Here is an 18,454-nt window from a genome sequence, read left to right as displayed (position 1 = left end):
CTAGATTTGCGCCGGGCGGGACGGGACCGGCGGGGGCACGCGGATGGTCGGCAAGACGGCGCTCGGAAAGTACCGGCTCCTGCGCTCACTCGGAGCCGGTAGCAACGCCGAAGTGTTCCTGGCGCAGCCGCTCAACAGCCCCGATCACCGAGCCGTCGTGAAGCGGGTCCACGACCACGTCGTGACGCACCCGAAGTTCCGCCAGCTCTTCGAGGCCGAAGTGCGCTCGATGGCGAACTTCCACCACCCCTACGCGGTGCAACTGATCGAGGCGTCCCTCGACGACCCGATCGGGCCGTGCCTCGTGATGGAGTACGTGCCCGGCATCACACTCGAGGAACTGGTTCAGCGGGAACGCGTTCTGTCGCCGGAACGCGTCGGGCGTTTGCTCGGCGGCTTCTGCCACGCGCTCCAGGCGGCGCACGACGCGGGCATCGTTCACCGCGACCTCAAGCCCTCTAACCTGATGGTGCTCAACGCCGGCCGGCCGGACGAGTCGCTCAAAGTGATGGACTTCGGGTTCGCGGGGTTCTCGGCCAAGCCGCACATTCAGCTTGCCGAGCTGACCGGCCACGGGGCGATTTACGCGATCGGGACCCCCGCTTATGTCAGCCCGGAGATGATCCGCGGGGACCGTGTGGACGGTCGCAGCGACCTGTACTCGGTGGGCATCATTCTGTACGAGTTGCTCACCGGCCGGCTGCCGTTCAACCACCACACGCAGGACAAGCTCCTTACCGCGCACATCAAGGACGCGCCGCCGCGGTTCCACAAGATCGGGTGCAGCCACCTGCCGCCCCCGCTCGAAGCGGTGGTGCAACTGGCGCTGAGCAAGTACCCCAACGAGCGGCAGCAGTCGGCGCAGGAACTGGCATCAATGTTCGGGCAGGCGACCGGTGAGGACATCTGGGCGGCCACGCTGCCGGAGGGCTGGGAGCCGCTCGCTGCCGAAGAAGAGGCGGACGTGGTCGCCGCGCCGCCCGCGCGGGTGCGGCCGTCGCCGGCCGACCCGTTTCACGTGCTGCACGAGTTCGAGGCGATGATGCCCGAGCGGATGGCCGCGGCGAAGCTGCGCGGGTTCGTAGAAGATTTCGGCGGGCAGGTGCTGGCGAGCGAGCCGGGCGTCATCAAACTGCGCCTGGGCGTACCCGAGGGGTACAAGGAAGCGAAGGAAGGGAGCGGCATCTTCGGGTGGTTCGCAGGTCGCCGGCCGACGGTGCCGCGCGGGCAAGAGCCGATCGAGCTGGAACTTCAGATGGACAAGCCCGACCCCGGGCTACCGCGGCTGTGTGTGGTCGCCGCGTTCCGACCGATGAAGGATTACCCGCCCCAGGACCAACGCAACTGGCACGATCGCTGTGATAAACTGCACCACGCCTTGCGTCAGTATTTGGGAATGTAAAATACCGGTAATCGCTCACGAGTGATGCGGTTGCGCATCAACAGTTTGCGAGGAGCGGATTCATAACCTGTAACCGTTCACGGGGAGTCCGCCCCGCGTTTTTCAGGGCGATTTTGCTCCGTTGAGCGGGCGGTTGCCACAAGTAAGGGTGTTCCGTAATCGAGCTAACGCGATGACACCTGTTCCTCAACCACCGGACCTCCCCGATAACCTGCCCGCGCCGGTGGTGGCGTATATTCGCGTCCTCGAAGCCAAGATCGCGGAACTCGAGGCCCGTCTCAACCAGAACTCGACCAACTCGTCCCAGCCGCCGTCGTCTGACGCCCCGTACGTAAAACTGGCCCCGTCCCCAGGCACCTTCGGGCAAGAGTCGGGGCGGCCAACCCGGACACCCCAAGGCCGAACGCACACTCCTGCCCCCCCGATGAGGTCCGGACCCTCCAACCGGCCACGTGCCGGGACTGCGCGCATCCGCTGACCTGGGACGACCCAGACCCGGCGGTTCATCAGGTCCACGAGATCCCCGTGGTCACGCCTCACGTGACCGAGTACCGGTGCCACCGGCTCCGGTGTTCCCGCTGTGGCACGACGTTCGAGGACCTGCGGGCGGGTTCGCCCCAGGTGCACACGACCGACCGATACCCGGTGTACACGCACCTGCCGAAGCACAAGCCGCAGGTGTGTTGGGCACACCTGCGGCGGGACTTCCAGGCCATGATCGACCGGGCCAACGGGGGCGCGGGGATCGGAGCCGACCTGCTCGGGTGTTCCGACACCCTGTTCGAGCATTGGTTCCGTGTTCGGGACAGCACCGTGTCCCGGGCCACGTTCCGATGCGTGTACGTCCGCGGGTTTCGGACCCGGGTCCGCACGCACCTGGAGAAGGGCGTCCGGTGCGGGTGCCCGAAGACGGCCGGGAATGCCGCGAGCGGTTGGCCATCGAGGCGTCCCTGTGGACGTTCGCCGGGTCCTCGGTGTGGACCCGACCAACAACGCGGCCGAGCGCGAGGTGCGTCACGCGGTGTGCTGGCGGAAAGCGAGCTTCGGGACCGACAGCGAGCAGGGGAGCTGGTTCGTGGAACGGATCCTCACGGTCATCGCCTCGTGCCGCCGACAGGAGCGTAATGTCCTGGCGTTCCTCACCGATGCCGTCAACGCCTATTGGACCGGAGCCAAAGCACCGAGGTCACGCCACGGTTTGCAGTGGCCCTTGCGTCCCTCGGGCCTTGGGATAGGAAAAGCGCGGGTCGATTTCGCCGCAACTGTTGTGTGGGGCGAGTCATGAGCACACCGCGTTTCACGGCCGAGGAACTGGACCAACTCCGGGAACTGGCGGCGGCGTGGGGCAAAATCGTTTCCAAGCGGGCGTTCGGGGAGGACGGGCCGGGGTTGGATGTGGACTTCCGAACGATGGAGCAGATCGCCACCGCGGCGGCACAAGGGCTCACCGAAGGGGCGCTCCAGCAGATGCTCCGCCAGCAAGCCCAGAAGGTGCCCGAACAGGTTCCGTGTCCGGTGTGTGGCGAGCCGTGCCCGACCCGACCACACACCCGCACCCTGGCGGCCCAAGGGGCCACGGTCCAGCAACCCGAACGGATCGCCCATTGTCCCGCCTGCCGACGGGACTTTTTCCCCCCTGCGGGTGACACTGGGGCTGGATGAGCACGGGTACAGTTCCTCGGTCGTTCAACGCATCGTCACCGCCGCCGCCCGGTTCTCGTCGTTCCGTGACGCCGCGGATGCGGTGCGGATGACCGGGGGCACGATCAGCGACAACCAGGTGCGGCGATTGGCTCACGGGGGTGGGCCGCGAGTTGATCGCCCGGCGCGACCGGAAGGTGGTCGAGCACCGGCGGCGCCAGTTGGAGCCGCGGACCGAAGTGATCCCCGTGGCCGTGGTGGTGGAGGTCGATGGGGGGCGCATCCGCACCCGCGCCGCGGGTTCCGGGCCGGGTGTTCACGGCGCCCAGAACAAGGAGGATAAGGTGGCGTGCCTGGCCACGTTGAGCGGCCCCACGTTTGCCGCCGACCCGTGTCCCGAACCGCCCGAATCGTTCCACTGCCCGCGCCGGGTACGTCGCCTGGTCCAGCAGATGAAGGGCGCGGCGGGCGAGGCCGCGGTCCTGGAAAGCCCGGACGAATCGGCGTCCCCGAGGTCGCAGGTCGGGGAACCCGAAGGGGCCGAGCGGTGGTCCCCGACGCGGTTGGTACGGACGTGCGTGGCGAGCCTGGAGACGAGCGCCTCGTTCGGCCTGATGATGGCCGCGGAGGCCCAGGAGCGGCGCTTCTATGCGGCCCCGCGGCGCGCGTTCGTGGCCGACGGTCAAGCGTACAACTGGACCATCTGGCGCGGGTACTTCGGGTACTTCGAGCCGATCGAGGATTTCCTGCACGCGGTCTGTTACGTGTTCTCCGCGGCCGCGGCGGTGAGCGCCGATGAGGGCGCCGGTTGGTCCCAATACCGGGTGTGGATGCGGGCGTGCTGGCAAGGCCGAGCCGGGGAGGTACTGGTGGAACTGGACCAGTGGCAGGCGCGTCTGTGCGAAACCCCACCGAGCGAGGCGTTGACGGCCGAGGAGCAAAGGGACCCGCGCCGGGTGGTGGCCCAGGCGCGGAGCTACCTGGGGAATAATCGTAATCGCATGGACTATCCGCGGTACCGACGCCACGGGCTCCCGACGACCAGCAGTTTGGTCGAGTCGTTGGTGGGCGAGGCCAACGCACGGGTGAAGAGCACGCAGAAGCACTGGAACCGTCCCGACGGTGCCGAATCGATCCTCCAACTGCGGGCCGCGGTGCTCAGCCAAGACGACCGGCTCCCACGGTTCTTCACCGAACGGCCGGGATGCCCGTTCCGCAAACGAGATACATGCTGCCATAAACCAGAGGATGTCACGGCGCAAACCGTGGCGTGACCTCCAAAGCACCGACGCTCATCCCGGGCCAGGCCCAACAGTCACCGATCGTGAGCCCACTCCTCGCCAACTGTTGATATGCACCTGCATCACTTGTGAACGCTTACCTTTACGCGGTCAGAAATGAGTCACTGTCGAACGTCTGGAACTTCCGCGTCATGAGTGAGGCGAGAGCCTCGCGGTGGTCCGTTGGGATGCGATCGAGGCACTCGTCGATGGCCGCCCGGAAGGTCGCGAAGTCGGCGTAGTGCTTACCCCGCATGGCCTTCTTCTTGGTGAACCGCCACAGCTGCTCGATCACGTTCAGGTTGGGCGAGTACGAGGGCAGGGACAGCAACACGATCCCCAACCGCTTGGCTTCGGCCTCTACCGCCGCGCACCGCTGATACCGCGCGTTATACAGTAGACTCGTTGCGCATTAGGCAGCAAGCCCTTGTCCAGAAAGAGTTTGCGGCGAATTCACATTCAATGTCGCAACTCGTTTTCAAGCAAGGGCCTACGGCGAAAACCGGCCCGGTACTTGTTTAGCGCGCCGGTAGTAGCACAGGGCGAGGTAGGAGCCGGTTTCCGAAGCATCGCAACGTGTGGCTGACGTGATCCACGACCGAGAGGGTCCGGCGGCGGCACGTCTCGAACACGGACATCAACACGCCTTGCGCCTTCGCGCCCGCGGCGGTCCGGTTCCCGCCCCACACCTTGCGGTTCACAACCGCGGGGCGAATCGCCTGCTCGGCCTTCCAGTTGGTGGGCTCGACCCGCGGGTCGAACACGAACGTAAACCACTGCTCGAAATGGTTCCACAGGTGCTTCGCCAGCGTCACGTACGCCGGCACCGCCCGCGGTCGCGTCACCAACTCCAGCAGGCGGTCGTCGAACTGCGACCGGTGCGCGTCCCGTTGGTCGTCGGTCCACGTCCCCGGCGCGTACTCATTCCGCCAGTGGATCGCCTCGGTGAACCGCGCGATCACCTGGCGCGGGAACCGCACGGCCCCGCGGGTCGCCCGCTCCAGCAGTTCCCGCGCGCGGCGGAGCACATGGGCCAGGCACTGCTGGTGGATCGCCCCCTCGAATCGCTCGTAGGAGGCGAACCCGTCGTGGCTCAGGACGCCCGACCAGTCCGCCCCGATCACCCGCTCCAGGGCGTCGGCACTGCGTTTCGAGTCGACGCCGTAAGCCGTGGCCCGGTCGGCGACCCACGCGTGGAGCCAGGCCGGGTGCCCTCCGATCCGCCAACCCGTCTCGTCGGCCGCAATCTGCTCGGACGCCCGCACCTCGCCGAGGATCAGGTGGTAGTCCGGCTCCAGCCGCGTGGCGGCCCGTAGGCCGATCTGGGCGCTGGCCCCGCGCGTCAGCGTGATGCCGAACAGGGTCTCGAAGACCGACGCGACCTTGCCGTGCGACAGCCCCATCTGGGTGTGCAGGAGCGCCGCCGCGGTCTGAGCGTCCGGGCCGACCTGGCTGGCCGCCGCGCCCAGGGCGTCGGACGTCTGGAGCGGGTGCCGGCCCTGGGTCCGCTTCCCGCACGCCTCACAGTGCCCGATGTGGATACGGAACTTGCGGATCAGCGGCTGGCGTGGGATCTCGGTCTGGAACTGTTCGGCCGTGCCGGTCTCGACGAGCCGGCCCCGGCAGTGCGGGCACGCGTCGGGGAGGTCGGCCTCGTGGCACTCGGCGACCTGTTCGGGTGGGGGCGGCGAGCGGTGACCGTGCTTGCCGTGGACATCGCCCGACTTGCGGCCGGGTGGCTTCGGGTTCGGCTTGGGCGGGCCCTTGCGGAACGGAGCGGCCTGCCGCTTGCCGGCGCGCGTGGCCTCGTCCAGCCGCCGGGTCAGTTCGGCGACCTGGGCCGTGAGTTCGGCGACTTGCTTGGAGAGGTCCCGGGTGCCCCTCTGGATTTTGGCCCGTTATTGGTTTTCCCAAAACCCCTTCCACTCCGGCCCCGCTGCTAATGCCCCCAGTTCGACAAACGGTGCCACATGCCCCAGATTCCATCTCGCCCCAGTTTGTTTCATTCTGATGTTGAGCAATTGCTTAACCGTTCCCTCCACCAACCCGCTTCCAATCGACTGCCCCCGCCGCAAACGCACCGCATAATTCAACCGCCCCTGTTGGCCACAAAAGTAATTCAATACGCCGCCCAAGGCGGCTCCGTCGCCTCCGGCGGGCATCTGCCCGGTCAGTTCTCCGATCCAGTCCACCAACCCGGGATATCCGTCTTCCAGCAGCTTCGACTTGCCCCGGACAAACGCCGTCGCGGCTTGGACCCCGGGACCGAACACCGCCTTCGCCCCGCTGGCGAGGTACTCCGCCCCATGCCAGAAGTCGAGGACCTGGGTCGCGTCACGGAAGTGCTGCTCGGACACGTTCCACAACCACTCGGCCCCATCCCCCAGTACCGTCATTTGGCTCGAATCGGTCCACTCCAGTCGCGTGGCCTCGTCGTGACACCGCTTCCCGAACAGGCTCGCCTCCTCCACGGCCGCGATCACCGACCGCGCCAACGGGGTTGGCAGGTCGCGTCCCTCCCAGTCCATCGCCGTGGTCGGCGCACTTCGCTCGCGCCGGGCAAAAACGGCCATCTTGAGATCCCGCCAACCGTCCTCCACAGTGTTGACCTTGCCCGCGTCGATGTGCAACTCGCTGTCCACCGGCCGCTCGGTCCTGGCCGCGGCTTGGGCTCGGGTGAAGACTTCAGCGGTCGAGCGGTGTTGCCGGGTGGCGGTGGCCTGGGCCGCCGTGGCGTGGCAGAGTTGCCGGATGGTGTTGTCGTCCAATTCCCAGCCGACCACCTCGGCCAGAGTCACTTCGGCTTTGGCGAAGGACTGTTGGACGCCCAGCAAGACGGCCATCCGACAGGCGCCCGGGGTGACGTAGCCGCTGAGGCCCAGCCCGCGATCGGCTCCGAACTCGCCTTGCCCGCAAGTGGGGCAGTGGAAATACCTCCGCTCCAGCTCAATCGGACCAACGGCGGTCACAACCGTTCGGGTGTGCGGTCCTTTGGAGCGCCCGGGGTGCGTCTTCGCGCAGGTGCGGGCGCGCCCCCTTTTTGCTCGTCCTTCTCGATCCGTGAACCCAAGGCGGCACCGAGTGTGGTCCGCAACAGTTTGCGCCCTTGATCGAGTGCATGCTTCTCGCAGGCGGCCAGGACCGTGCCGTCGGGAGCTTCTTGGGCCAGACGATTCAGGTCCGTGAAATAGCCCAGCAGTTGTTCCAAGGCCAACCGTTCGGATTCGGTACTGTATTCTATAGTCAGCGTCGGCATCAGTATCCCTCCCAGATTGCCACGGCTTCCCCAGCCGGCTCCCATACCGTTCACAAATGCCAAAATCCAGAGGGGCACCCGGCAGGCGGTGCAGTAGGCCGACGGTTCGCTCCACTCCGCTTCCCCGACCCGCGTGGTGAGGATGCGTGGTTCGGGATCACCGGGTGATGGCGTCTGTCGGCACCCCGGGCATTGTTGTCTCTCGGCGGGTATGGTGCCGGCCGCTTGTTTCTGGAGAGCTTGGCGGAGCAGTTCGCGTGACACCGTTTGGCCCAACTGGACGACCAGTTCTTCGAGTTCCTCGAACGTCGTGCCCCACGGCGGCCCATCGGGTCCGAACAGCCTCTCGACCAACGTTTTGGCCACCCCGTCCAGGTACGCCTTATTCGCTGCGACTTCGGGACGAGCGTTATTGGGGCGTGCCATACCTGATCTCCACCAACGACTTGTGTGGCTCGCACGGCCGTTATTTCTTCGAGCCGCGGTCTATCATGATACCCCAACTTGCAAACCGTGTCGTGGACCCAGGGGCACCCCTCGTCACCGACCCACCTCGCCACCTCCTTGTCGTTTCGCTCCCGGGCCTTCCGGCGGGGCTTCTGGCTGGTCCACCCGAGCCGCCGCTTGAGGATCTCCCGGACGTGTTCCGGGTGGTACCGGATGTGGAACTCGTGCTCGATCAACCGGGCAACCCGTGCCGCCGTCCAGAGCTGGTTGTGCCACCCGTGGGCCTTGGCCCCTTGGAGCAGCAACTCGGCCAATCGCTTGAGGTCGTCGTCCGTCAGGCCTGGGGTCGGACCCGGGTGGACCTTGGCCGCCACGCCGCCGGGCGTGCGTGCGGCCCGGACCCAGCGGGACACGGTCTTGACGTGAACCCCCAGGACCGTCGCGACCGTCTGGCGGGCCGGACCGTCCGCAACAGCTTGTACCGCCTGCTGACGGCGGCGTTCCAGTTCGACAGGCGTTCCGATGGGTCTGCTCATACCAGTTAGAGAGCATCCGTGACCAAAGGGTGCGTTAACTACCCGGGACGCAGTATTGTGCGAGCCATGAAGGGCGAGTCGAAGTTTCGCACGGCCCATTACCGTGTTATTGCGCATATTGTGAAGGCGACCTTCACACGGTAACGATAAGGCCGGTCAGGAGTTCGGTCCCCGGCGCGCGGTGCGGCGGGTGAAATCATCCCGTGTTATTGCGCGAAGCCTCGCACACTAAACACTGGTTCGGCAACCCGAGGGCGCAAAGGATGGCGGAGCCGAAGCTGACCCCGGTGTTCATGCCCGCTCTCGTCGTTCTGCTCGTCCACTCCGAGCGGGAGAAGGGTCGCCCGCTGACCGAGGCCGAGGTGCTGGCCATCCGGGACAACGGGGTATGCATGATGATGCGGGAGGAGCACGCCATCGCGCTGGACGAGAAGCGGGGGTACAACGACCTCGACCCAGAGCGGGTCTGGCCCCAATGGCAGGAGGCGCGGGTGCAACTCGCCCAGCAAAGGCCGGCCGAACCCGGCGCTGCACCTGACACCGCCCGCTAGTTTGTGACGCATCGCTCTTCCGATGATGGCGGTGCAGGTGAGCTTTTCGTTCGGCAACCCCGAGGGCATGAGGGCGCGTGCGGCGGCGCTGAGCGTGTGGTCCGCGGTGGTGAGTCTCGCGTGTCGGGCTTCGCGTGGTGCCGGTCGGTGCTGGCGCGGCTCGTCGCCGCGAGGTGCGGTTGGGCGTGGCCGGCGGTGTGTGGGGACACGGCGGTTCGGGTCGGTGGCGCTCCGCGTGGTGCCCGTGGGTAGGGGCGCGGCTCGTCGCCGCGTGTAGCGGTGGGCGTGGCCCTCGATGGGCCGGGACACGGCGCATCGAGTCGGTAGCACTCCGCCCGGTCGCACCGGTGCCGCGGGCATCCGCAGATGCGCGGCGCTCGGCGTGTCGCCCGGAACCGCGGACGGCAGCGAGCCGAACCCGGCGCTGCACCTGACACCGCCCGCTGTATTGTGACGCACCGCTCATCGTGTGATGGCGGTGCAGGTGAGCTGTTCGTTCGGCCGCCGCCGTGAGGTGGTTGCAAGCGCCGCGGATCGGCGGGCGGTCGTAAGGTTGTCGCCACCTCCCCCCTGGTGAAGGCGACCGGCGAGGGCCCGCCGATCCGAGCGGCCCGAGGTCGCATGGTGTTCTCCCGCCGTGCGATGTCCCCGGTGGGCTGAGCTCATCCGGCGGCGGCCGAACCAGGAGCTGAGCTGCAACGCTCACTCACCCTCTGGCGGAAGGAGGCGGCCGTCGGCCGAACCCCCCGCTGGAGCTGACAAGCCGCCGCGGGAGCAAGGGGAGACCGTCCTGAGAGGGGCGGCTTGCAGCTCAGCTCCTGGTTCGGCAACCCGAGCGTGCATGAATGCGCGTGCGGCGGAGCTGGGCGTGTGGTCCGCGACGGTGACCCCCGCGCATCGGGCTCCGCGTGGTGCCGGTGGTCGCGGGCGCGGCTCACCGCCGCGAGGTGCGGTTGGGCGTGGCCGGGGTGCGGGTGGGGACACGGCGGTTCGGGTCGGTAGTGCTCCGCCGAGACCGATCGGTTGCGGGCGCGGCTCATCGCCGCGGGTGGCGGTGGGTGGGTGGCCTCCGATGTGTCGCGACACGGCGCGCGGGGTCGGTGGTGCTCCGCCCGCCCGCACCGGTGGGCGGGCTTCCGCGGATGCGCAGCGCTCGGCGTGTGCCCCGGACCCGCGGACGTGAGCGAGCCGAACCCGGCGCTGCACCTGACACCGCCATCGGGTTTGTGACGCACCGCTGACTGTATGATGGCGGTGCAGGTGAGCTGTTCGTTCGGCCACCCGAGTTGCTCGATCGCGCGTGCGGCGGTGGGCGTGTGGTCCGCGAAGGTGAATCCCGAGGGTCGGGCTCCGCGTGGTGCCCGTGGGTGTGTGGCGCGGCTCGTCGCCGCGAGGTGCGGTGGGCGCGGCCGGTGGCGGGTGCGGACACGGCGTGTCGGTTCGGTGGCGCTCCGCGTGGTGCCGATCGGGTCTGGCGCGGCTCGCCGCCGCGAGGTGTGGTTGGGCGTGGCCGGGCGCGGGTGGGGACACGGCGGTTCGTGTCGGTGGTGCTCCGCGTGGCGCCCGTGGGTGGCGGGCGCGGCTCATCGCCGCGGGTGGCGGTGGTGGGTGGCCTCCGATGTGTCGCGACACGGCGCATCGGGTTGGGGGTGCTCCGCCCGGCCGCACCGGTGGCACGGGCTCCGCGGAGCCGCGGTGCGGCGCGTGTCGCCCGGAACCGCGGAGGTCAGTGAGCCGAACCCGGCGCTGCACCTGACACCGCCCGCTGATTCGGGACGCACCGCTCCCTGGGAAGGGGCGGTGCAGGTGAGCTGTTCGTTCGGCCACCCCAAGCCGCTCGATCGCGCGTGCGGCGGTGCGGGGCGTGTTGTCCGCGTGGGTGCCCCCGCGTGTCGGTAGTGCTCCGCGTGGTGCCGGTCGGTGGTGGGCGCGGCTCGTCGCCGCGAGGTGCAGTGGTGCGTGGCCTCCGGTGTGCGACGGCACGGTGGTTCGGGTCGGTGGTGCTCCGCGTGGCCCCCGCCGGTGGCGGGCGCGGCTCATCGCCGCGAGGTGCGGTGGTGGGTGGCCTGCGGTGGGCCGGGACACGGCGGGTGGGGTCGGTGGTGCTCCGCTCGGCCGCGACGGTGGGCGGGCTTCCGCGGATGCGTGGCGCTCGGCGTGTGGCCCGGAACCGCGGACGTGAGCGAGCCGAACCCGGCGCTGCACCTGACACCGCCCGCTGATTCGGGACGCACCGCATCCTGCATCATGGCGGTGCAGGTGAGCTTTATGTTCGGCCGCCATCGCGTGCATGATCGCGCGGGCGGCGGTGCTGGGCGTGTGGTCCGCATGGGTGAACTCCGCGTGTCGGGCTCCGCATGATGCCGGTGGTCGCGGGCGCGGCTCATCGCCGCGAGCTTGCGGTGAGCGCGGCCAGCCGCGCATGGGGACACGGCGGTTCGGGTTGGTGGTGCTCCGCGTGGTGCCGTGGGTGGGCGGCGCGGCTCGTCGCCGCGCGGTGCGACGGTGCCGGCCTCCGCTGGGCCGCGACACGGCGCGTCGGGTCGGTGGTGCTCCGCTCGGCCGCACCGGTGGCCCGGGCTCTGCGGATCCGCGGTGCGGAGCGTGTCGCCCGGAACCGCCGAGGGCAGCGAGCCGAACCCGGCGCTGCACCTGACACCGCCGGCTGATTCGGGAACGCACCGCTCATCCGGTGATGGCGGTGCAGGTGAGCTGTATGTTCGGCGGGGAAAGCGAAGGGGGCCGGGGCGGCGTGCTACAGTTGGGTGCGCACCGCCGAGGGTACATTGTGCTGACCGGACTGTTCTGCGCCGCCCTCGGGGCGGTCAACATCGTACTTTCCCTGCCACTGATCCCCCGGTGGGTGCGCGCCCGCCGCGGGGTCCGGGCGACCGGGACGGTGACCGGGGCGACGCGGGCCTCGTGGTGGGGCGGGCGGGCCGCGGTCGTCCGGTTGGAGACGGAGGGGCGGTCGGTCGAGGTCGAGGCGCTGCCCGCCTCGGCCGATGAGTGGCCGGTCGGGGAGGTCGCATCCATCCGCTACCCGCCCGGGCGGCCCGAGTGTGGCGTCCTGTGGACCCCCGGTGAGGCATTCCGGACGTGGGGCGGGCTCGCGGTCGGGGGCACCCTAGTCGGGTTCGCGGCCGCGATTGTCGTACAGGTCCGGTAGTGGGTGTGGGCCCGCCGAACCCGGCGCTGCACCGGACTTGCCCCTGCTGATTACATCCGCGGAACTCACCTGAGCGGGGGCAAGCCGGTGAGCTTCATTGTTCGGCTACAGAGGCGCAGACTTCAGATGTGCCGTTCGCCACGAAGTCGCGGTAAGGGCGCCCGACGTTGGCCCGGCCGCCCCGGCGGAGCCCGCAAGAAGAGGCCGGTGGGCGCGTGGCAGCGCCGCGCGCAACACATGGTCGGGTCGGTCGCTGAGTTGCCCCAGCCGGTTGGGGCTGTCGAGTACGCAGGCGTGTTCCGCGAGACCGCAGAGCACAACATCTACCTGTTCGACCAAGAGATGGCCCGTATTGGGGTGCGATACTTCGCTGAGTTCCGCGGGCGGAGATATCGCACCACGCGGTTCACCATCTTCGTACCCACGGAGCAGGTCGGCGCGGTTGCGGCCATCGCGGCTCGCCTCTTCCGGGTGTAGGTGGCGAGGCCGAACCCGGCGCTGCACCTGACACCGCCCGCTTAACTGCGACGCACCGCATCCTGCATCATGGCGGTGCAGGTGAGCTTTATGTTCGGCCACCATCGCGTGCATGAGCGCGGGGGCGGCGGTGCGGGGCGTGTGGTCCGCGGTGGTGGCGCCGGTGTATCGGGCTCCGCGTGGTGCCCCGCCGGTGGCCCGCGCGGCTCGTCGCCGCGAGTGGCGGTGGGCGTGGCCGGCGGCGCGAGGGGACACGGTGCATCGGGTCGGTGGTGCTCCGCGTGGTGCCGGTGGGTGGCGGGCGCGGCTCGTCGCCGCGCGGTCCAGTGGTGGGTGGCCTCCGGTGTGCCGCGACACGGTGCGTGGGGCCGGTGGTGCTCCGCCCGCCCGCACCGGTGGCACGGGCTCCGCGGATGCGCGGTGCTGGGCGCATGGCTCGGAACCGCGGACGTGAGCGCGCCGAACCCGGCGCTGCACCTGACACCGCCATCGGCCATAGTTGTGGTGCTCACTTCACCCTGGCGGTGCAGGTGAGCTGTTCGTTCGGCCACCCGACCGTGCATGAGGGCGCGTGCGGCGGTGGTGGGCGCGTGGTCCGCGTGGGTGAACCCCGCGCGTCGGGCTCCGCGTCGGGCTCCGCGTGGTGCCCGTGGGTGTGTGGCGCGGCTCACCGCCGCGAGCTTGCGGTGAGCGTGGCGGGTGGTGCATCGGGACACGGCGGTGCGGGTCGGTGGTGCTCCGCGTGGTGCCCGTGGGTGGCGGGCGCGGCTCACCGCCGCGGGTGGCCGTGGTGGGTGGCCACGGTGGGCCGCGACACGGCGCGCGGAGTCGGTGATGCTCCGCAGGGCCGCACCGGTGCCGCGGGCATCCGCAGATGCGCGGCGCCGAGCGTGTGGCCCGGAACCGCGGACGGCCGCGAGCCGAACCCGGCGCTGCACCTGACACCGCCCGCTGATTTGTGACGCACCGCTCATCCGGTGATGGCGGTGCAGGTGAGCTGTTCGTTCGGCCGCCCTCGCGTGCATGAGTGTGCGTGCGGCGGTAGGCGTGTGGTCCGCAGGGCATCAAGCGGCGGTGTGGCGCTCCGCGTGGTGCCCGTGGTAGCTGGCGCGGCTCATCGCCGCGAGGTACGGTTGGGCGTGGCCGGAGGCGCGTGGGGACACGGCGCGCGGAGTCGGTGGTGCTCCGCGTGTGGTCCGTGGGTGGCCCGGGCTCCGCGGAGCCGCGGTGCGGGGCGTGCCGCCCGGAACCGCGGACGTGAGCGAGCCGAACCCGGCGCTGCACCTGACACCGCCCGCTGCATTGTGACGCACTGCTGATCCGATGATGGCGGTGCAGGTGAGCTTTATGTTCGGCCACAGAGGGCTTGCATGTGAACGAGCGACTGCGGCAACTCCTTGTCGCGGCGTGGCACGCCTGCCCTGAGGAGGAACGCCACCCGCCGGCCGCCGAGGGCGACCTGCGGGCGTTCGAGGTCGAGTTCGGGACGATCCCGCCAGCGTTCCGCGAGTACCTGACGGTGTGCGGCGGGCGCGTGGGCGGTGACGGCGAGTGGATCGACGGGCTGCCCGAGTTGGCCGATTCGCACCGCCAGTTCCGAGCGGACAACGAGTTCTGGCACATGCGAGGAGTGTTCATCATCGGTTGGGATGGCGGCGGCAACCCGTTCGGCATCGAGCTCTCGTCCGGGCGAGTGCTGGTCGAGGATCACGACTTTGGCGGCATCCACGAGATGGCCCCTTCGTTCCCCGCGTTCCTGGCCGCCGGGTTATCCCCAAACGCCGAACCCGGCGCTGCACCTGACACCGCCGGCTGATTCGGGACGCACCGCTCATCCGGTGAGGGCGGTGCAGGTGAGCTTTATGTTCGGCAACCCCAAGGCGCTCGATCGCGCGTGCGGCGGCGCTGAACGTATGGTCCGCAAAGGTGAACAGTGCGTGTCGGGCTCCGCGTGGTGCCCGCGAGTGGCCGGCGCGGCTCATCGCCGCGAGGTGCGGTTGGGCGTGGCGGGCAGTGAGTGGGGACACGGTGGCGCGAGTCGGTGGGGCTCCGCGTGGTGCCGATCAGGGCTGGCGCGGCTCGTCGCCGCGGGTGGCGGTTGGTGCCGGCCTCCGGTGGGCCGCGGCACGGTACGTCGGATCGGTGGTGCTCCGCACGCTCGCATTGGTGGCACGCGCACAGCGGATGCGCGGCGCTCAGCGTGAGGCCCGGAACCGCCGAGGTAAGCGAGCCGAACCCGGCGCTGCACCTGACACCGCCATCTGATTCGGGACGCACCGCTCACTGTATCATGGCGGTGCAGGTGAGCTTTCTGTTCGGCCACCCGAGGGCGCACGGTGGGCGAGGCGGTGATCGGCCCCTGTGACCAGTTACCCGCCGGGGCGGAATTGATCCTCACTGCCGAGCACGTGATGCGGGCGAAGGGCACCATCCTCGTCGGCCGCGTCGAGTGCGAGGTGCTGCGGGTCGGCGATCGTGTCGTCGCGGTGGCAGACCGCCTGATCTGCCGGGGCGTCGCGGTTGCAATCGAGCGGTGGATGCAGACCCTAGATGAGGTGCGCCGGGGCGACGAGGTTGGAGTACTGGTGCGAGGGTGGGCCGATTTTCCGATCACCCCTGGGACACGCCTCTACCGCGTGCCCCGGCCGCAAGACGCCGAACCAGGTAGCGAGTCGCCCGACCGGGTAGTATAGCCGCGCCGAACCCGGCGCTGCACCTGACACCGCCGGCTAATTTGGAACGCATCGCTCATCCGATGGTGGCGGTGCAGGTGAGCTGTTCGTTCGGCCGCCGCCGTGAGGTGGTTGCAAGCGCCGCGGATCGGCGGGCGGTCGTAAGGTTGTCGCCACCTCCCCCCTGGTGAAGGCGACCGACGAGGGCCCGCCGATCCGAGCGGCCTGAGGTCGCATGGTGATCTCCCGCCGTGCGATGTCCCCGGTGGGCTGAGCTCATCCGGCGGCGGCCGAACCAGGAGCTGAGCTGCAACGCTCACTCATCCTCTGGCGGAAGGAGGCGGCCGTCGGCCGAACCCCCCGCTGGAGCTGACCAGCCGTCGCGGGAGCAAGGGGAGACCGCCCTGAGAGGGGCGGCTTGCAGCTCAGCTCCTGGTTCGGCCACCCTCGCGTTCTGGATCGCGCGTGCGGCGGTGTGCGTGTGGTCCGCGTGGGTGAACCCTACGTGTCGGGCTCCGCGTGGTGCCCGAGTGCGACGGGCGCGGCTCGTCGCCGCGAGCTTGCGGTGAGCGTGGCTGGTGGTATCGTGGGACACGGTGGTTCGGGTCGGTGGTGCTCCGCGTGGTGCCCGTGGGTGGTGGGCGCGGCTCATCGCCGCGAGGTGCGGTGGTGGGTGGCCCTCGGTGTGCCGGGACACGGCGCGGGGAGCCGGTGGTGCTCCGCCGGGTCGCACCGGTGGCCCGGGCTCCGCGGAGCCGCATCGCTCGGCGCGTGACCCGGAACCGCGGACGTGAGCGAGCCGAACCCGGCGCTGCACCTGACACCGCCCGCTGCTCTGTAACGCATTGCGGCTTGCATCATGGCGGTGCAGGTGAGCTTTATGTTCGGCGGCGGAAGGCAGACATCAGCGGAGGCTCGTCCATGAGCGATGCGGCTCCCGGCAATCACCCAGCTATGTGCTGCGGGATCGTGGAGGGGTTCCACCGGGACGACCTCGTCGCCCCCATCCTGCAGCGGCGCCCCGAGCAGCGCGGCGAGTGGCTGCTCTCGGACGAGCCGCCGGCCGTGCGGCACCGCGTCAAGGTCCAGGTGTGGACGGAGGACGGCGGATGGGCCATCCTGACGGGGCGCGTGGTCGAGGTCGGCGACGGCGTCGTGGTGGCGACCGCCGAACGCACCACCGACGACGAGGACGCGTTGCCGGGCGGCCCGTACCGGCTCACGCTCCGTCACGATGCACGGATGGAGTGCTCCTGGGTGCTGACCCATGCCGAGCTGTCCAGTTTCCCCTGATGTTCGTCGTCGCCGGGAGTAAAGGCACGCCGAACCCGGCGCTGCACCTGACACCGCCGGCTGATTCGGAGCGCATCGCTCATCCGATGATGGCGGTGCAGGTGAGCTTTATGTTCGGCAACCCGAGGTCGCAGGAGCGCGCGTGCGGCGGCAGTAGGCGTGTGGCCCGCGGTGGTGAAACCCGTGTGTCGGGCTCCGCCTGGTGCCGGTCGGTGCTGGCGCGGCTCATCGCCGCGAGGTGCAGTGGTGGGTGGCCCTCGGTGGGCCGCGACACGGCGCATCGAGGCGGTGATGCTCCGCCCGCACGCACCGGTGCCGCGGGCTCCGCGGAGGCGCGGCGCTCGGCGTGCAACCCGGAAACGCCGAGGGCATCGAGCCGAACCCAGCGCTGCACCTGACACCGCCATCGGACTTGGGACGCACCGCTCATCCGGTGATGGCGGTGCAGGTGAGCTCATTGTTCGGCGGCGGAAGCCTGCGGGAGTGAACCGGCAGATTTCGCTTCCTGAGGTCGTCCATGAGCGACGTTGATGCCGACCCACCCCCAACGATGGCGTGCGGAATCGTCGAGGGGTTCCATAGGGACGACCTCGTCGCCCACATCCTCCAAGTGCGCCCCGAGCAGCGCGGCGAGTGGCTACTGCCAGGCGAACCGCCGGCCGTGCGGCACCGCGTCAAGGTGCAGGTGTGGACAGAGGACGGGGGATGGGCCATCCTCACGGGGCGCGTCGTCGAAGTCGGCGACGGCTTCGTGGTCGCAACCGCCGAGCGCACGACCGAGAGCGACACGTTGCCCGGCGGCCCATACCGGCTCACGCTCCGTCACGACGCGAGCATGGAGTGCCCGTGGGTGCTGACCCACGCCGAGTTGTCCGGTTCCACTTGATGCTTACGGAGTCACAGTGCCCGAAGGCAAGCCGAACCCGGCGCTGCACCTGACACCGCCCGCTGATCTGGAACGCATCGCTTGTCCGATGATGGCGGTGCAGGTGAGCTTTATGTTCGGCCACAGAGGGCTTGCATGTGAACGAGCGACTGCGGCAACTCCTTGTCGCGGCGTGGCACGCCTGCCCTGAGGAGGAACGCCACCCGCCGGCCGCCGAGGGCGACCTGCGGGCGTTCGAGGTCGAGTTCGGGACGATCCCGCCAGCGTTCCGCGAGTACCTGACGGTGTGCGGCGGGCGCGTGGGCGGTGACGGCGAGTGGATCGACGGGCTGCCCGAGTTGGCCGATTCGCACCGCCAGTTCCGAGCGGACAACGAGTTCTGGCACATGCGAGGAGTGTTCATCATCGGTTGGGATGGCGGCGGCAACCCGTTCGGCATCGAGCTCTCGTCCGGGCGAGTGCTGGTCGAGGATCACGACTTTGGCGGCATCCACGAGATGGCCCCTTCGTTCCCCGCGTTCCTGGCCGCCGGGTTATCCCCAAACGCCGAACCCGGCGCTGCACCTGACACCGCCGGCTGATTGGGGGCGCACCGCTCATCCGGTGATGGCGGTGCAGGTGAGCTTTATGTTCGGCAACCATCGCGTGCAGGAGCGCGCGTGCGGCGGTAGTGGGCGTGTGGTCCGCGTGGGTGAACCCCGGGTGTCGGGCTCCGCGTGTGGCCTGCTGGTGGTTGGCGCGGCTCGCCGCCGCGAGGTGCGGGTGGTCGTGGCCCGGTGTGGGTGGGGACACGGTGGTGCGGGTCGGTGGTGCTCCGCGTGGTGCCCGTGGTTGGCGGGCGCGG

16 protein-coding genes and 1 pseudogene are annotated in these 18,454 nt (G+C 69.4%); 13 read left to right on the top strand and 4 right to left on the bottom strand.

Annotated features, from left to right (window positions below; genetic code table 11):
• Positions 1–43 precede the first annotated feature (43 nt).
• The 4 genes and pseudogenes from GobsT_RS23170 to GobsT_RS23155 all read left to right on the top strand — a co-directional run bounded on the left by GobsT_RS23170 (position 44) and on the right by GobsT_RS23155 (position 4,317).
• Complete coding sequence (locus GobsT_RS23170; RefSeq protein ID WP_010047216.1) at positions 44–1,402, top strand: serine/threonine protein kinase; 1,359 nt, start codon at positions 44–46, stop codon at positions 1,400–1,402.
• Between the two features lie 172 nt (positions 1,403–1,574).
• Positions 1,575–2,687: pseudogene (locus GobsT_RS23165) on the top strand (IS66 family transposase).
• Positions 2,684–3,064, top strand: coding sequence for a hypothetical protein (locus GobsT_RS23160; protein ID WP_010047210.1), 381 nt, complete (start codon positions 2,684–2,686; stop codon positions 3,062–3,064). The pseudogene GobsT_RS23165 and the gene GobsT_RS23160 overlap by 4 nt, the downstream one beginning before the upstream one ends.
• A gap of 140 nt (positions 3,065–3,204) precedes the next feature.
• A complete protein-coding gene (locus GobsT_RS23155) occupies positions 3,205–4,317 on the top strand; it encodes a hypothetical protein (RefSeq protein ID WP_010047208.1) in 1,113 nt (370 codons plus the stop codon).
• 109 nt (positions 4,318–4,426) lie between these two features.
• Here the strand turns inward: GobsT_RS23155 and GobsT_RS23150 are convergent, their stop codons facing one another.
• The 4 genes from GobsT_RS23150 to GobsT_RS23130 form a co-directional block, all read right to left on the bottom strand.
• Entirely contained in the window at positions 4,427–4,720 is a 294-nt protein-coding gene (locus GobsT_RS23150; RefSeq protein ID WP_081471904.1) for a transposase, read from the bottom strand.
• Between the two features lie 121 nt (positions 4,721–4,841).
• Complete coding sequence (gene tnpC / locus GobsT_RS23145; protein WP_232068487.1) at positions 4,842–6,137, bottom strand: IS66 family transposase; 1,296 nt, start codon at positions 6,135–6,137, stop codon at positions 4,842–4,844.
• Positions 6,138–6,221: 84 nt separating this feature from the next.
• Positions 6,222–7,454 carry an ISKra4-like element ISGob7 family transposase gene (locus GobsT_RS23140; protein ID WP_232068452.1) on the bottom strand — a complete coding sequence of 411 codons (1,233 nt, stop codon included), beginning with the start codon at positions 7,452–7,454 and terminating at the stop codon, positions 6,222–6,224.
• A gap of 175 nt (positions 7,455–7,629) precedes the next feature.
• Entirely contained in the window at positions 7,630–8,562 is a 933-nt protein-coding gene (locus GobsT_RS23130) for a winged helix-turn-helix domain-containing protein (RefSeq protein WP_010048226.1), read from the bottom strand.
• A gap of 263 nt (positions 8,563–8,825) precedes the next feature.
• On the opposite strand from GobsT_RS23130, the gene GobsT_RS23125 reads away from it, so the two are divergent.
• The 9 genes from GobsT_RS23125 to GobsT_RS23050 all read left to right on the top strand — a co-directional run bounded on the left by GobsT_RS23125 (position 8,826) and on the right by GobsT_RS23050 (position 18,191).
• Complete coding sequence (locus tag GobsT_RS23125; protein ID WP_010048225.1) at positions 8,826–9,113, top strand: hypothetical protein; 288 nt, start codon at positions 8,826–8,828, stop codon at positions 9,111–9,113.
• A 2,178-nt stretch (positions 9,114–11,291) separates the two neighbouring features.
• Complete coding sequence (locus tag GobsT_RS38920) at positions 11,292–11,474, top strand: hypothetical protein (RefSeq protein ID WP_197905140.1); 183 nt, start codon at positions 11,292–11,294, stop codon at positions 11,472–11,474.
• Between the two features lie 427 nt (positions 11,475–11,901).
• Positions 11,902–12,282: a hypothetical protein gene (locus tag GobsT_RS38075; RefSeq protein ID WP_157507002.1), complete on the top strand. Its 381-nt coding sequence runs from the start codon at positions 11,902–11,904 to the stop codon at positions 12,280–12,282.
• A 207-nt stretch (positions 12,283–12,489) separates the two neighbouring features.
• Complete coding sequence (locus tag GobsT_RS23105; RefSeq protein WP_010036191.1) at positions 12,490–12,759, top strand: hypothetical protein; 270 nt, start codon at positions 12,490–12,492, stop codon at positions 12,757–12,759.
• A 1,372-nt stretch (positions 12,760–14,131) separates the two neighbouring features.
• A complete protein-coding gene (locus tag GobsT_RS23090; protein ID WP_010036179.1) occupies positions 14,132–14,575 on the top strand; it encodes an SMI1/KNR4 family protein in 444 nt (147 codons plus the stop codon).
• Between the two features lie 532 nt (positions 14,576–15,107).
• Entirely contained in the window at positions 15,108–15,452 is a 345-nt protein-coding gene (locus GobsT_RS23080; RefSeq protein WP_148087845.1) for a hypothetical protein, read from the top strand.
• Between the two features lie 900 nt (positions 15,453–16,352).
• Positions 16,353–16,724 carry a hypothetical protein gene (locus tag GobsT_RS23070; protein WP_109571479.1) on the top strand — a complete coding sequence of 124 codons (372 nt, stop codon included), beginning with the start codon at positions 16,353–16,355 and terminating at the stop codon, positions 16,722–16,724.
• Between the two features lie 517 nt (positions 16,725–17,241).
• Positions 17,242–17,610 (top strand): hypothetical protein, encoded by a 369-nt coding sequence (locus GobsT_RS23055; RefSeq protein ID WP_010043916.1) that lies wholly within the window; start codon positions 17,242–17,244, stop codon positions 17,608–17,610.
• 137 nt (positions 17,611–17,747) lie between these two features.
• Positions 17,748–18,191, top strand: coding sequence for an SMI1/KNR4 family protein (locus GobsT_RS23050; protein WP_010036179.1), 444 nt, complete (start codon positions 17,748–17,750; stop codon positions 18,189–18,191).
• The last annotated feature ends 263 nt before the right edge of the window (positions 18,192–18,454 follow it).

The organism is Gemmata obscuriglobus, assembly GCF_008065095.1.
GTDB lineage: Bacteria > Planctomycetota > Planctomycetia > Gemmatales > Gemmataceae > Gemmata > Gemmata obscuriglobus.
Note: the sequence above shows the minus strand (reverse complement) of the source record. Positions and strands in the feature narration are given on the sequence as shown.

Excerpts from the sequence above, each read along its gene's own strand:
- GobsT_RS23170 (WP_010047216.1), top strand. The coding sequence starts at position 44 with ATGGTCGGCAAGACGGCGCTCGGAAAGTACCGGCTCCTGCGCTCACTC.
- GobsT_RS23160 (WP_010047210.1), top strand. The coding sequence starts at position 2,684 with ATGAGCACACCGCGTTTCACGGCCGAGGAACTGGACCAACTCCGGGAA.
- GobsT_RS23130 (WP_010048226.1), bottom strand. The coding sequence starts at position 8,562 with ATGAGCAGACCCATCGGAACGCCTGTCGAACTGGAACGCCGCCGTCAG.
- GobsT_RS23125 (WP_010048225.1), top strand. The coding sequence starts at position 8,826 with ATGGCGGAGCCGAAGCTGACCCCGGTGTTCATGCCCGCTCTCGTCGTT.
- GobsT_RS23070 (WP_109571479.1), top strand. The coding sequence starts at position 16,353 with ATGAGCGATGCGGCTCCCGGCAATCACCCAGCTATGTGCTGCGGGATC.
- GobsT_RS23055 (WP_010043916.1), top strand. The coding sequence starts at position 17,242 with ATGAGCGACGTTGATGCCGACCCACCCCCAACGATGGCGTGCGGAATC.